At 46.5% G+C, this 13,683-nt stretch carries 11 protein-coding genes; 7 read left to right on the forward strand and 4 right to left on the reverse strand.

Annotated elements, in window-relative coordinates; all coding sequences use genetic code 11:
- Positions 1 to 346: 346 nt before the first annotated feature.
- From EL262_RS03220 to EL262_RS03240, 5 genes are all read left to right on the forward strand, one after another.
- Positions 347 to 3,259: a golvesin C-terminal-like domain-containing protein gene (locus tag EL262_RS03220; RefSeq protein WP_126464348.1), complete on the forward strand. Its 2,913-nt coding sequence runs from the start codon at positions 347 to 349 to the stop codon at positions 3,257 to 3,259.
- Positions 3,260 to 3,476: 217 nt separating this feature from the next.
- Complete coding sequence (locus EL262_RS03225; protein WP_036853613.1) at positions 3,477 to 4,205, forward strand: lipopolysaccharide kinase InaA family protein; 729 nt, start codon at positions 3,477 to 3,479, stop codon at positions 4,203 to 4,205.
- Between the two features lie 27 nt (positions 4,206 to 4,232).
- Complete coding sequence (locus EL262_RS03230; RefSeq protein WP_025838199.1) at positions 4,233 to 5,051, forward strand: glycosyltransferase family 2 protein; 819 nt, start codon at positions 4,233 to 4,235, stop codon at positions 5,049 to 5,051.
- A 24-nt stretch (positions 5,052 to 5,075) separates the two neighbouring features.
- Positions 5,076 to 5,903 carry a glycosyltransferase family 2 protein gene (locus EL262_RS03235; RefSeq protein WP_078735746.1) on the forward strand — a complete coding sequence of 276 codons (828 nt, stop codon included), beginning with the start codon at positions 5,076 to 5,078 and terminating at the stop codon, positions 5,901 to 5,903.
- Between the two features lie 12 nt (positions 5,904 to 5,915).
- Positions 5,916 to 6,788: an ATP-grasp fold amidoligase family protein gene (locus EL262_RS03240; RefSeq protein ID WP_025838196.1), complete on the forward strand. Its 873-nt coding sequence runs from the start codon at positions 5,916 to 5,918 to the stop codon at positions 6,786 to 6,788.
- A gap of 212 nt (positions 6,789 to 7,000) precedes the next feature.
- Here EL262_RS03240 and EL262_RS03245 read toward each other — a convergent pair whose 3' ends face one another.
- Positions 7,001 to 7,870: a glycosyltransferase gene (locus EL262_RS03245; protein ID WP_078735745.1), complete on the reverse strand. Its 870-nt coding sequence runs from the start codon at positions 7,868 to 7,870 to the stop codon at positions 7,001 to 7,003.
- A 182-nt stretch (positions 7,871 to 8,052) separates the two neighbouring features.
- Between EL262_RS03245 and EL262_RS03250 the strand changes: the two genes are divergently transcribed.
- Both EL262_RS03250 and EL262_RS03255 read left to right on the forward strand, forming a co-directional pair.
- The gene (locus tag EL262_RS03250; RefSeq protein ID WP_025838194.1) at positions 8,053 to 9,054 is read left to right on the forward strand and encodes a malate dehydrogenase; all 1,002 of its coding nucleotides are present in this window, start codon (positions 8,053 to 8,055) and stop codon (positions 9,052 to 9,054) included.
- Positions 9,055 to 9,208: 154 nt separating this feature from the next.
- The gene (locus EL262_RS03255; protein WP_025838192.1) at positions 9,209 to 11,251 is read left to right on the forward strand and encodes a M13 family metallopeptidase; all 2,043 of its coding nucleotides are present in this window, start codon (positions 9,209 to 9,211) and stop codon (positions 11,249 to 11,251) included.
- A 218-nt stretch (positions 11,252 to 11,469) separates the two neighbouring features.
- On the opposite strand, the gene folE is transcribed toward EL262_RS03255, so the two are convergent.
- The 3 genes from folE to glsB all read right to left on the reverse strand — a co-directional run bounded on the left by folE (position 11,470) and on the right by glsB (position 13,676).
- A complete protein-coding gene (gene folE / locus EL262_RS03260) occupies positions 11,470 to 12,090 on the reverse strand; it encodes a GTP cyclohydrolase I FolE (RefSeq protein WP_078735744.1) in 621 nt (206 codons plus the stop codon).
- A 14-nt stretch (positions 12,091 to 12,104) separates the two neighbouring features.
- Complete coding sequence (locus EL262_RS03265) at positions 12,105 to 12,605, reverse strand: SPOR domain-containing protein (RefSeq protein ID WP_036853626.1); 501 nt, start codon at positions 12,603 to 12,605, stop codon at positions 12,105 to 12,107.
- A gap of 81 nt (positions 12,606 to 12,686) precedes the next feature.
- Positions 12,687 to 13,676: a glycine N(alpha)-acyltransferase GlsB gene (gene glsB / locus EL262_RS03270; protein WP_025838189.1), complete on the reverse strand. Its 990-nt coding sequence runs from the start codon at positions 13,674 to 13,676 to the stop codon at positions 12,687 to 12,689.
- Positions 13,677 to 13,683 lie beyond the last annotated feature (7 nt).

Consider the following 13,683-nt stretch of genomic DNA (forward strand, 5'->3'; position numbering starts at 1 on the left):
GATAGCATAATTGAGCGACAGAGATAAGCTGCAAACCAAAAAACGACAATAAATTATGTAATAATATCATCATTTGCGATATGTGTTCGGATGCGAATGCACAGCATGTCAATGCGACAGTTCGTCAGTTTTCTGTACGACGGCAGAATGCATTCTGCTCCGCAACAGTATACATTCCGGCGCAAGACAGAATCCTCACCTCCACTCGTCTTATGCTGACAAAGCCCACTTGACAAAGTCCCCAAACCCAAAAGAAAATATATCCACGCAATAATCGTATCGTTTAGGGAAAGATTGAGTATGTTTGTACTTAGATCATTGAACAAGTTAATCGTACTTTCAGTATATGTACAAACGTATTTTCGGAGTTTTATGCTCAACCATCATATCAGTCACCGCCCTTCATGCTCAGTCACCGACAGTGCCACCGGACTCTGTCAGCCTGGAAGAGGTGGCTCAGATCATCACAGACTCGCAACCCCTGCAGCTTCACATCGGTCGATGCAAGGCACTCAGACATTATTACAGCGGCGACACCTTGTTCATCATACTCAATGAGCAGGCGAGCTACATACCATTCAGGACAGAGAGAGTAAAGAGTATCTATGACCGCCTGGGAGAGCTCTATGGTCGCTATGGACACAGTCCGAAGAAAATATGTGTCCGCACCAATGAATACAACATCGAGGACCTCATCCCCATCGCCTTTGGTGGGGAACGGAGAAGAGGTCGATGGTCCGATCTCACCACGGGCAACAACAGACAACGACCATTGGTGACTCCTGTCGATGCGATACATACAGCCTCTGCCGCCCTTCAAGGGAGACACCTGGCTCTGTGGCGGAGTCACGGATACTTCTACGACAACAAGTCAAAACGCTGGAGGTGGCAACGCCCACTCATGAACGGCACGATAGAGGATCTCCTCAGCTTCTCCTACATGATCCCATACGTAATACCGATGCTCGAAAATAGCGGAGCGATAGTACTCCTCCCTCATGAGAGAGACCTTTCTGCCCAAGAGTACATCGTGGACAATGACAAAAGTCATTTTACCAAGGGAGAGTATGTAGAGACCGACAAAGGTTGGGAAACAGTATCCAAGGGCTTCGGATACACCCAAAGCCTTTGGAAAGACAACGAAAATCCATTCAAGTCAGGGACAAGTCGTCTACACTTGTCATCGACACGCAAAGAGAGCGAAGTACGATGGCACCCCACCATCGTCAGGGATGAGACCCTTGCGGTATATGTCTCTTATCAAAGCTTTCCCAACAGCGTGGAGGATGCACTCTATACCGTACATCATGCGAGGGGGACTTCGTCTTTCAAGGTCAATCAGACCATGGGAGGAGGGACTTGGATTTACCTCGGATCGTTCCCTTTTGAAGCCGGGAAACGTGATCAAGGCATATCACTTAGCAATATCTCACGAGACAAGGGGAAGGTCATCTCTGCCGATGCTGTAAAAATAGGCGGTGGGATGGGCAATATCAAACGTTCGATGCCTGCAACAAAAGTGAAGAGGAGACGACGCTGGGTCAAAGTACCGGCTTCGCCCGAAGTGACGAGTGGCATGCCACGATATGCGGAGGCCGCCAGGTATTGGATGCAGTGGGCAGGTGTGCCGGACTCTCTTTACAACGGATTCAAGAGCCAAGACGACTACACTGATGACTACAAGAGCAGATCTGTCTGGGTAAGCTACCTCACCGGAGGCACGGCGATCAATCCCAACAAGGAAGGCCTCAATATCCCCATTGATCTCTCCCTTACCCTTCATACCGATGCAGGAGTGCGCGAAAACGTAGATGATGTGCTGGGGACATTGGCGATCTTCAATACAAAGTGGAACCAAGGTCTCTATCCTTCCGGGATGGATCGACTCATGGCGAGAGAACTCACAGACATTGTTCAGAGCTATATCGTACGAGATGTCCGCGTCTCTCACAACCCGGATTGGAAACGCCGTGGGATGTGGGACAAGAACTACTCCGAGGCTACCTGGGGCAGTGTCCCCGGGGTACTGTTGGAGCTCTTGTCGCACCAAAACTTCAAAGATATGTGCTATGGACACGACCCTGCATTTAAGTTTACCGTAGCGCGTGCGATCTACAAAGGCATACTGCGTTACTTATCGACAGAGTATGACCTGCCTTTTGTGGTACACCCTCTTCCGGTTCGACAGTTTTCGATAGATATCGATGCCGAGGATGCTCTGGCTCGACTCTCTTGGCATCCCACACAAGACAGCATAGAGCCTACGGCCACTCCCTCTCATTATATTCTCTACACGGCTATCGATGAGGGATATTTCGATCAAGGTAAGATCATAAAGAATACCACTACGACCGTACCCATCGCACCCGGACGGAACTACCGCTTCAAGATCGTTGCGGCGAATGAGGGTGGAGTTTCTTTCGAGTCTGAAGAACTAAGTTGCGGTATCTCACCATTCGCAAAGGGACGAGTATTCGTGATCAACGGCTATGACAAAGTCGCAGAGATGGAATACAACGAGACAGAGAGAGTCTTTGCAGGTATAGGTACAGCCATCACCGATCGTAGAGATATCGGTATGCCAACGGACTCGGGTCGTCCACAAGTGATCGAAGGCAATACTTTTGACTACATCAAACGACATGGAAAAAGTTTATTGGATGCCGGCTACTCTTACGGCTCGGCTTCTAAAGCATACATACGATCTTATCCCGATGTGTTGGAGAACTACGATGTGGTCGACCTCTTGCTCGGGAAGCAGAAATCTAAGCAAGCTATACATCCTGCAAGACCTGCAAGATTTGCCCCATTTGATGAGGAGATACGCCTTGCACTCGAAGCCTTTGCTTTCAACGGCGGTGGTATCCTCGTATCCGGCTCTTATCTAAACTCCGTATTTGCCCCCGAAGACCTTTCGTCAGAAGCGGATGCTGTCAGAGCTTTTGCTCGCAACATATTGGGCTACGACTATCCTCTTCCAGTCAGTATCACAGAAGGTAGTAGCATACAAACGGAGCACCGCAACGAACAAGACAGACGCACATTCGTACTGACCGAAGGCACTGAGTGTGCACCCATCTTCCCTGCCGAAGGTGGTGGTCGTGTGCTACACTATAAGGAAGATAACGTAGGTGCAGGCTCATTCTTCAGAAGAGCCCACCGTGCATGTGTGATAGGCTTCCCGATAGAGAATATCAAGGGAGATGAGGATAGATCAAAGTTTTTCAAAGAACTCATCCCCCTACTCATGAAAAGATAAAGAAACATCCGTACGATCGACAAAATCAAGTCTTACGACTTTCATCATCAAGTTTTACCGCTCGACAATGAAAGTCGTAAGATTCGATTTCACTCCTTCTACACATTCTTTTTAGACGAGTGAAGCCTTGTACAGTTAGTTGATAAGAAGGATTGCCGCGGGCAAAAACAAGCGAATGAATTATTATGGTTAACTTTGAACAAATTACCATTGTAATATGAGAACTATCGTCATTGCCCCGGAGTGTGAGAACTATCGTGACTTTGTGGAGGGATTGGATCAATCCTTTCACAGAGAGGGGACGACCATCTACAAAGGGCGAAATGAGATCAAGATCTTCGAGCTTGATAATGGCATCATACTTAATGCAAAGAGATTCAAGGAACCCAATCTCATCAATAGGTTTATCTATGCAACATTCAGAAAACCCAAAGCAGTACGTGCGTACGAGAATGCCATCCGAATGAAGGCAATGGGTATAGATACCCCTGCCCCTATCGGCTACATGGTTCATCGTGCAGGACTCTGCGTGAAACATAGTTATCTCGTGACATTTCAAAGCCCATTGAGCAGAACGATGTATGAGTTTGGGGACAGCGATCTCAACGGTCGTGATGCCACGGTAAGGGCTTTCGCTCGATTTGCAGCAGATCTTCACAAAAAAGGAGTATATCATAAGGATTTCTCTCCTGGTAACATACTCTTTGATGAAGTCGAACCGGGAGAATACTCTTTCTGCGTGGTGGACATCAACCGCGTGAAGTTCGTCCCGGTGTCTCTTGAGGATGGATGTCGCAACTTCTGCAGACTATGGGGTAGAAAAGCATTCTTCGAAGTGCTCTCGGACGAATATGCAAAAGCTATAGGTGCAGACCCTCAGAAAGTTCGAGATCTCATATTTCACTACCACAAAAAATTTTGGAAAAATCGCTACAATCACTTCTGATCAAATTATCTTTACTCTCAACCTAATATGCCCAAAACAAAGAATTACCCTGACATAAGTCTGTTGGTCACGACTTATAATTGGCCACAGGCATTGGAGCTCGTACTCAAGTCAGCCCTCTGTCAGACTATACCGCCCGACGAGATAGTCATCGCCGACGATGGTTCAAGAGAAGAGACAAAGACATTGATCGATACCATCAGAGAAAGTACATCCATACCCATCGTACACGTATGGCAGGAAGACAAAGGATTTAGAGCGGCAAAGATCCGCAACAAGGCCATAGCTCGATGTACCAAGGACTACATCGTCCAGATTGATGGGGATTGTATCCTTGAGCGACACTTCATACAGGATCATCTGTCACTGCTTAAAGAGAATAGATTTCTGTGTGGACGGAGGGTCTATCTTGACCCTAAGGCGACCGAGACCACATTGAGTAGAAAGAAGCTCTCTCTATGGGCTCACCCCTCTTCGATAGACTATCGAAGCTATCTCAACAACATCAGGTCAAACACCATGCGACAACTCTTTGCAAAGTACTATGGGAGAGGAGTCTTGGACTATATTTCGGGGTGTAACATGTCCTATTGGAGGAAAGATATCCTTGCTATCAATGGTTACAACGAAGCCTACGAGGGATGGGGCGCCGAAGATGATGATGTCGTCGTGAGACTCTTCAACATGGGTGTCGAAAAATGTTGTATCAAAGGAGGTGCAGTCCAGTATCATTTGGAACACACGTACAATAGTCAGGACAGACTGCAGATCAATCGAGAACTTCTGAAAAAACAACTTGAAAAAGGGACTTATCGCACTGAAAAAGGGGTAAGTCAGTACCTATAAGCCACGGTATATCAATTTTAGATCATGGTAACAAAAGAGCAACACAACTCGTCCCCCAAGGTAAGTGTCATCATATCCACATACAACTGGACTGAAGCCTTGTATGTCGTCGTCAGGTCATTTTTCGTACAGACCTATCTTCCAAACGAAATCATCATAGCCGATGATGGTTCGAGAGAAGACACACGAGATATGATCGAACTACTTCGCACACAATCTCCTATACCCATCGTACACGTATGGCAAGAAGATGATGGATACCGCAAAGCCAAAATCACCAATAAAGCGATTGCCAAAGCTACCGGCGATTACCTTGTCTTCGTCGATGGAGATTGTATCGTCAAGCGTCACTTTGTCGCCGATCACCTCTCGATTGCAAAGCCGAACGGTTTTGTCTGCGGAAGGCGCATCTTGCTCTCTCCAGAGATGTCCGAAAAGACACTTGCCGCAAAACGCCTCATACCTTGGGAAGGGATACTCCCGCCATCATTCAGAATCTTTTCGAACACCATGAGATCAAAGCTCATACGTAAGCTTTTTGCCAAATTCTATGGCAAAAAGGGGGTATCTCATGCCTTGGGTTGTAATCTTTCTTTCTGGAGGGACGATCTGATCAAGGTCAATGGCTACAATGAAGCCTATGAGGGCTGGGGGGCCGAAGACTTTGACATCATCATCAGACTCCTTAAGAGTGGTGTCGAAAAGTCTTGTCTCAAAGGAGGTGGTGTGGTCTATCACCTTCATCATGAATCGTTCAGCACAGAGAGGTTAGACATCAACACAAAACTCCTCGAAGAGCAGATGGCCTCCACATCGTACCGTGCAGATCTCGGTGTAGATCAATATCTGTAAGCCTCTACTCGTATGAAGATCCTGAAGCAACTCCTCACACGCTTGTCTCCGAAGTGCAACATCCTCTGGACCTTCAAGAGGTATCATGGCTATTATCCAAAGTTAGAAAAGCCCCAAAGCCTCGACGAAAAAATACAGTGGCTGAAGCTTCATGTACACCCTTATGACCCGATCTACACACGATGTGCTGACAAGTGGGCAGTAAGAGCGTACATCGAACAAAAGGGAATGGGACACTTGCTCACACCCCTAATCGCAGTGTATGACAGTGCGGATGAGATCGACTTCGAAAGTTTACCGAAGAAGTTTGCTCTCAAGTACAACTTCGGCTTCGGGATGAACATTATCTGTAAGGATAAGGCTACCCTCGATGTCTCCAAGGTAATCAAAAAGCTAAAAAAATGGGACAGACGGAAGTCTCACCTCACTCATGCGGAGATGCACTACAAAGACATCCCTCATAAGATATTGACTGAGGCTTATATCGAGCCGGATGAGGAGCAAGAGAGTCCTGTGGACTACAAGATATATTGCTTCAATGGTGTTCCCTATTGCTGCATGCTCTGCTTCGACAGAGGGAGCGGACAGACCAAATTCAGGTACATCGACCGGGATTTCAACAGGCTACACATCGAATACGGCGATGAGGGCGAACTTCCTGCAGACTTGGACCGAGAGATGGTCTCCAAGATGTTTGATTACGCTGATGTACTATCGCAAGATTTTCCTCTTGTACGTGTAGACTTCTACCTATCTCAAGGTAAAATATATTTCGGAGAACTCACATTTTCTCCTGCCGGAGGTCACGACCGCACACGGACTCCCGAGGCAGACCGCATGCTGGGTGAGAAGCTCACACTCCCACCCTCTCTTCGTACACGATAAGATAAAAAGTGGAGGGATATGTGCCTGCGATATTCAGGCTCATATCCCTCCACTCTTTTTTATACAGAGTAGGAAGATGAGACTTTTCAATTTTTCTCCGACAGGAACAGAAATATTTCCACGCGTTGGCAAAATGCTTTCTGTCCGGCGACAGCATGTATTCTGACACGCGACAGAAGAACGAGAGACAATCTCATTGTCCAAGTCATACGTCAGGATTTTTTACGTCGCAACGAAGCCTCTTTCAATTCGCTCGGACACTCATCTACCTTCAAGATACCATAAGGACTCCAAGTAACTTTCTCTGAACGAGTTTCTTTGCGAAGTTGGTTGTTGAACTTCCATCCCTCTTCCGTCACATAGCCTCTCTTGTGATCGAGATGCAGCATCGTGGCCTTGTATCGAACAAGTTTGCCCGTGATACCGATATTGGTCAAGCGTTCGCCCAGCTGTCTATCCTGCCCGCCGTACTTCATACGCTCATCCATACCATTGACTGCCAAGATATGCTCCTTGTAACACGAAGAGTTATTTCCATTCCACGAAGCCTTCACGGTAGATACAGCATTCATGAGAGGAGGGATGATGGGACACTTCGAGAGCTTGAGAGACTTGACCTTCTCTCCCTCGACGAGTTTGTTTAGCTCATCACGGTCAAAAGCTCGCCCACTCCTTATGTCCTCATCCGTGAGTGCAAGAGAGATGCCCATCGGCAGACGAACAGCGCCACCGGAGAGAAAACGATGAGGAGACTTATTGTCCCAGTGCACCTGCAGATAATCCTTGCGAGGGATACAGTCGCCATCGGTGAAAACGAGATAATCTGCCTCTGCCTGCATGATAGCCATATTGAGGATGTCACACTTATGGTACCCCGTATCTTCTATCCAAACGTGCTTGATGGGGTAAGTAGCCCATGTCTTGGCATCGTCTATCACCTGCTGTGTCTCCGGCCCTGATCCGTCATCGGCAATGATGACCTCAAAGTCGGTGAAAGTCTGCATGCTGAAGCCTACAAGAACCTTGTGCAACCATAGGGGTTGATTGTATGTCGTGAAAATAACGCTTATCGAAGGACGCATAATTGTTTCGTTACAAAAAATGATGCGACAAAGGTAGCATAAATTTAGATATCGTATCTAAGTCAAGTCTTTGGACTTGTACGAATTTGGCATCGACATTAATATTATATTCGGATTATAGTTGTTATATTTGTGAACATGAGGCATAGCCCGAGTATTTACCTTCAAAAGAATAATAGAGTATGAACTTTTTGACTAACGAAAAATTAACGATCGTGGGAGCTGCCGGTATGATCGGCTCGAATATGGCACAGACAGCAGCAATGATGCGCTTGACTCCAAACATTTGCCTTTACGACCCATTCGCCAATGGGCTTGAGGGGGTGGCAGAAGAACTACGACACTGCTCTTTCGAAGGTGTCCATATCACATTCACATCAGACATAAAGGAAGCCTTTACCGGTGCAAAGTATATCGTATCATCAGGTGGTGCGCCCAGAAAAGAGGGTATGACTCGCGAAGACCTCCTAAAGGGTAATGCTGAGATCGCAGCACAGCTCGGTAAAGACATCAAGGCATATTGTCCTGACGTCAAGCATGTCGTCATCATCTTCAACCCCGCAGACATCACCGGTCTTGTGACCATGCTCTACGCAGGCATCGATCCATCTCGTCTGACGACCCTTGCAGGTCTCGACTCTACCCGTCTTCAGAGTGAAATCGCCAAGCACTTCGGCATCGAGCAAAGCAAGGTCACTAACACCCGCACTTATGGTGGTCATGGAGAACAAATGGCAGTCTTCGCATCTTCGGCAAAAGTCGATGGGACTCCTCTCACCGATCTTATCGGTACGGATAAACTTACAAATGAGGCTTGGGCAGCCCTTCGCGAAAGAGTCGTAAAGGGTGGTGCAAACATCATCAAGCTACGTGGTCGCTCGTCCTTCCAGAGTCCATCGTACGTATCCATCGAGATGATCAGAGCTGCCATGGGTGGCGAAGCATTCAGATGGCCTTCAGGTTGTTATGTCTCCACCGGTGGGTTTGATCACATCATGATGGCGATGGAGACAAAGATTACCAAGGATGGTGTATCTTACACCGATGTCAAGGGCACCGAGACTGAGATGGCAGAGCTACAAAGCAGTTACAAGCACCTCTGTGATCTCAGAGATCAAGTCATCGAGATGGGGGTCCTACCTCCGGTAGATAAGTGGCACACTATCAACCCTCACATCAAGTAAGATAAGGACAAAAGGCACACAAAGCCCAAGATAACAACATCTGACTCCGATCAGTGATGTCTCTCCCCGACAATAAACGGGAGATGACGACTGGTCGGAGTTTTTGAATGAGAAAACCATACATATTTTTTCAACCTAAGTCAATATTTATTTTATGAAGAAAGTTCTTTTACCATTCGCCGGAATGGTATGTGCAACGATGCTCTTCACAGGTTGTCAACCACAGAAGAGCCAAGAGAAAGAAAGAGTGGTCGTGCCAGGGATTGACACGACTGCCATGGACAAGAGTGTAAACCCCAAGGCAGACTTCTACCGCTATGTGAATGGTGGATGGATGGCTGCGAATCCACTCAAGGAAGAGTACGGTAACTATGGATCGTTCCATGTCTTGAGAGACTCGGCACAGAGCATCGCTCGCTATATCATCGAGCACTTGGATGGCTCTGTGGCAGGCTCCGACGAAGCTAAAGCAAAGACCCTCTATACCCTCGCAATGGATGAGGACAAGCTCAACGCAGACGGTGCGACCCCTGTGAAAGCCGCATTGGAGCGTATCGATGCTATCGGTGACATGGATGGTTTGGTTAACTTCCTTGCAGAGTCTGCAAACAACGGCAACCAGTTCTTATTCTACACTTATGTGACCATAGACAACGACAACAGCAGCCGTCACATCCTTGAGCTTGCACAGCCTTCTCTAATCATGGGCGACCAAGACTACTATCAAGACGCCCCTAACTACAAGAACTTCCAAGAGGGGTATCTCACCTACATCTCCAAGCTCTTGACACTCTCTGGCGCGACCGAAGAAGATGCCATGAACATCGCCAAAAATGTCTATGCCACAGAGAAGAAACTCTCAGATATCCTCTATACCAAGATCCAACTCAGGGAACCTGAGCTCAATTGGAACAAGACTGAGAGATCTGCCTTCCTATCGGCATATAAGTTCCCATGGGAGACTTATTTCAACCAAAGAAAGGGTCTTGAGAACTTTGAGACACTAAACGTTGCCCAAAAAGACTACATCAAGAAGTTTGATACCTTCATCAACACGATCGCCCTCGAAGACTTGAAGAACTACTTCAAGGTCATCACCCTCAACGGTGCGGCAGACTACTTGAGTGAAGACTTCAGAAAGGCATCCTTCGACTTCAGTGGCAAACTTATGAGTGGGCTACAAGAAATGCAACCTCGCTGGAAAGAAGCCGTAGAGCTTGTCGATGACACCTTCGGTGAAGTTGTGGGTAAGATCTATACTAAAGAACACTTCCCTGCAGCAGCTAAGGAGCGCATGACCACACTCGTCGAAAATCTCAAGATTGCTCTCTCTGAACGAATTGCTTCTCTCGAATGGATGTCGGATGAGACAAAGAAAAATGCACAAGAGAAGTTGGCGGCATTCAAGGTAAAGATCGGCTATCCTGACAAGTGGGAGGGCTATGCAGAGCTCGAAGTGGATGACTCGTCTCTATATGCCTTTGTATCTAAGTATGGCAAGTATCAGACAGAAAAGAACATAGCAGATCTCAACAAGCCTGTGGATGTCAACAAGTGGTACATGAACCCTCACACCGTCAATGCATACTACAATCCTACCACAAACGAAATCTGCTTCCCTGCAGGTATTCTCCAGCCACCATTCTTCAACCTTGATGCTGATGATCCTGTCAACTATGGTGCCATCGGGGTCGTCATCGGTCATGAGATGACACACGGATTTGACGACCAAGGTCGCAAATACGACAAGAATGGTAATATGAGCAACTGGTGGACGAAAGAAGACGAAGAGAAGTTCAATGCTTCGACAGCTAAGTTGGTCGATCAGTTCAACCAAATTATCGTAGCTGACGATGTACACGCTGATGGTCATAATACTCTTGGCGAAAACATTGCTGACCAAGGTGGTCTTATCGTAGCCTTCGAAGCTATGAAAAAAGCAATGGGCGATAAGCCGCAAGAGCTCATCGATGGCATGACACCCGAACAAAGATTCTTCATCGCCTATGCAAGAGTATGGGGACAAAATATCCGTAAGGAAACCATCCTCAGACTCACCAAGGTGGATGTACATAGCCTCGGTGAATGGCGTGTCAACCAAACTCTCCGCAACATACCGGCGTTCTACGAAGCATTCGATATCCAAGAAGGAGATCCTATGTACCTCGCACCTGAGGACAGAGTATTGGTTTGGTAACCCAGACTCTTAAACATCAAAAAGCGACGGCGACCTGAGTACATACTCAAGTCGCCGTACTTTTTGCGATGTCTTCATCTCCATAAAAAGTCATGCAAAAGAACAAATCTTTTCGGGCAATCGTCAGAGCTCGACAAAAAATATGCCTACCCGGATGATCTATCAGGATAGGCATAGCTATTAGCCTTTGATATAGGCTACTAAACAGTCAACATAAATTACTTTGATCGGATCAAACTCATGAACTCTTCACGAGTACGCTGATCCTGGAAGACTCCTGTGAAGTCACTCGTGGTTGTGATTGAATTTTGCTTCTGTACACCTCTCATCTGCATACACATGTGCTGTGCCTCGATGACGACCATTACTCCCATAGGATTAAGTGTATCTTGAATACAATCTTTGATCTCTGTAGTGAGACGCTCTTGCACCTGCAATCGACGAGCAAATATATCAACAACCCGAGGTAACTTGCTCAACCCCGTAATATACTTATTGGGGATATAAGCAATGTGAGCCTTGCCAAAGAATGGTAACATATGATGCTCACACATCGAATAGAAGTCTATGTCCTTGACAATGACCATCTGCTGATAATCCTCTCTGAACATCGCCGAACGAAGAACTGCAGCCGGATCTTGACGATACCCTTGTGTCAAGAATCTCATGGCCTTAGCCACTCTTTGAGGCGTTTTGACCAGCCCCTCACGGTTGATGTCTTCTCCGAGAATATTGATCGTAGACTTATAGTGTACGGCGAGATCGGATATGATTTTTTCTTCTTCCTCGTCTGATGTTTTTTGGGTATGATACCCTTTTGATGTGTCTAAAATTGACATGCGCTATATTTTAGTTATAGTTGTTGGATAAACACTTGATCCCTCACCACAATCATTTCCTTGGCATAAGAAGGAGCTGCTGACTTAAGCTGATACATAGCCGCTTGAGCCTCTTGATAAGTAAGGAAGTTGCCGACATGGAGTCGCCAAAATGGAGCCTTATACTGCACGTAGGTACTGTACTCCGGCTTGACTTCAGCGATACGACGAGCTCGCTCTTCTGCGATATTCTTACTGTTTGAGCGATTGCCACTATACACTTGAATGCGATAGCCTTTCATCTTCGAATATCCATCTTGGGTATCCATCGCGATGAAGCTCTCGGGGCGTTTGCCTACGACTCCTCTGATGTATGAGGACTGAGTGATGGTGACTTTACCCTTGTTGGCTCCCCCCTTTGTCAAGAGGTCAAAGATACTCTGTACGGGTGCTTGTGCAGATAAGTTTATGACATTATTTCCTACGAAAAGCACCACAAAAAATAAAATATAACGTATGGAATTTCTTACTCTCATATTCATGATCTTATGTAAAAAGTCATCTATTCGCTCCGCAAAGGTACTTTATTTTTCGCACTTGGTGGGAAATTCAGCTGTCTAACAGCCAAGTTTACTTCTGATCTGCTGAAGGAGGGTCGAAGGTAAACGTTTGGCAGCATCCCTCAAAAAGCTCTCCATATGCCTTTTTTTCTTGTCCTCGGAGATCTCCAGGAAGGGAACAAGAATAGCGGACTCCTCTACCCCAGAGAAATCCGGATTGATAGAAGTGCCAAAATATCTCATTGTCGAAGATAGCCCCATATAGGCATTTACAAGTGGTGGAATATTGACTCCGAGAGTTCTAACTGCCTGATTCAGTCTGTGGTAATCCTCTTTGAAGTCGTTCCCTCTTACCACATCTTCCAGACATTGTATAGGTGTATCTATGGATATGGGATTCAGAGGAGTTACGAGCTCGGGAGCATTGGTAAAATGTGTCCTGAGAAAAAACAAAATGAGGTCTCGGGCTTGGACATTGTACTCTTTGTACATCGTCACTTTACCAAAGAAGTACTCATACTCGTGGTACATCATAGAGACAGCACCGAGACCATCCCAAAGATTATCAAGTGCAAAAATAGATTTAGGAGAAAGGCGTGCTTGTTGGTACTCCAGCCTAACAAACGATCGGCCAAGCTCTATTGTCTTGGGCAAAAACTCTTGGACAAATAGTGGTGAAAGATCAAAAATTTTAGCACTGGCGATATCAGGCTTGCCGTCTATGATCCTGATATCCTCACCCAAAATATATCGATACCCCCCTATAATCTTTTTGTGCTCAGGATCCCATACAATAAGTTGTTTGTAACCATCGACTTCCAGATCGAAGCGATCAATATCCACCGATTGCCCCGAACCACCTCCATAATATCTGAAAGCCTCCTCACGCAGTCGTCCGAGCTCTCTCATTACGTTGGGAGCTTCGTGAGCACTGAATGTATATATTTCATTGCCGGCTCTATTTGTCTTCCGCAACAAGAGACCTGAGTGTAATTCCTTGGCTATTATCTCTGTGGGGATGGGAGCGATTATTGGTTCCGGGGTCATAGTATTG

This window comes from Porphyromonas cangingivalis, assembly GCF_900638305.1.
In the GTDB taxonomy this organism is placed as follows: Bacteria; Bacteroidota; Bacteroidia; order Bacteroidales; family Porphyromonadaceae; genus Porphyromonas_A; species Porphyromonas_A cangingivalis.

Bases quoted from the DNA above. Each gene is read 5' to 3' on its own strand.
- EL262_RS03220 (WP_126464348.1), top strand. From the start codon at position 347: ATGTACAAACGTATTTTCGGAGTTTTATGCTCAACCATCATATCAGTC.
- EL262_RS03225 (WP_036853613.1), top strand. From the start codon at position 3,477: ATGAGAACTATCGTCATTGCCCCGGAGTGTGAGAACTATCGTGACTTT.
- EL262_RS03230 (WP_025838199.1), top strand. From the start codon at position 4,233: ATGCCCAAAACAAAGAATTACCCTGACATAAGTCTGTTGGTCACGACT.
- EL262_RS03235 (WP_078735746.1), top strand. From the start codon at position 5,076: ATGGTAACAAAAGAGCAACACAACTCGTCCCCCAAGGTAAGTGTCATC.
- EL262_RS03240 (WP_025838196.1), top strand. From the start codon at position 5,916: ATGAAGATCCTGAAGCAACTCCTCACACGCTTGTCTCCGAAGTGCAAC.
- EL262_RS03245 (WP_078735745.1), bottom strand. From the start codon at position 7,870: ATGCGTCCTTCGATAAGCGTTATTTTCACGACATACAATCAACCCCTA.
- EL262_RS03250 (WP_025838194.1), top strand. From the start codon at position 8,053: ATGAACTTTTTGACTAACGAAAAATTAACGATCGTGGGAGCTGCCGGT.
- EL262_RS03255 (WP_025838192.1), top strand. From the start codon at position 9,209: ATGAAGAAAGTTCTTTTACCATTCGCCGGAATGGTATGTGCAACGATG.
- folE (WP_078735744.1), bottom strand. From the start codon at position 12,090: ATGTCAATTTTAGACACATCAAAAGGGTATCATACCCAAAAAACATCA.
- EL262_RS03265 (WP_036853626.1), bottom strand. From the start codon at position 12,605: ATGAGAGTAAGAAATTCCATACGTTATATTTTATTTTTTGTGGTGCTT.
- glsB (WP_025838189.1), bottom strand. From the start codon at position 13,676: ATGACCCCGGAACCAATAATCGCTCCCATCCCCACAGAGATAATAGCC.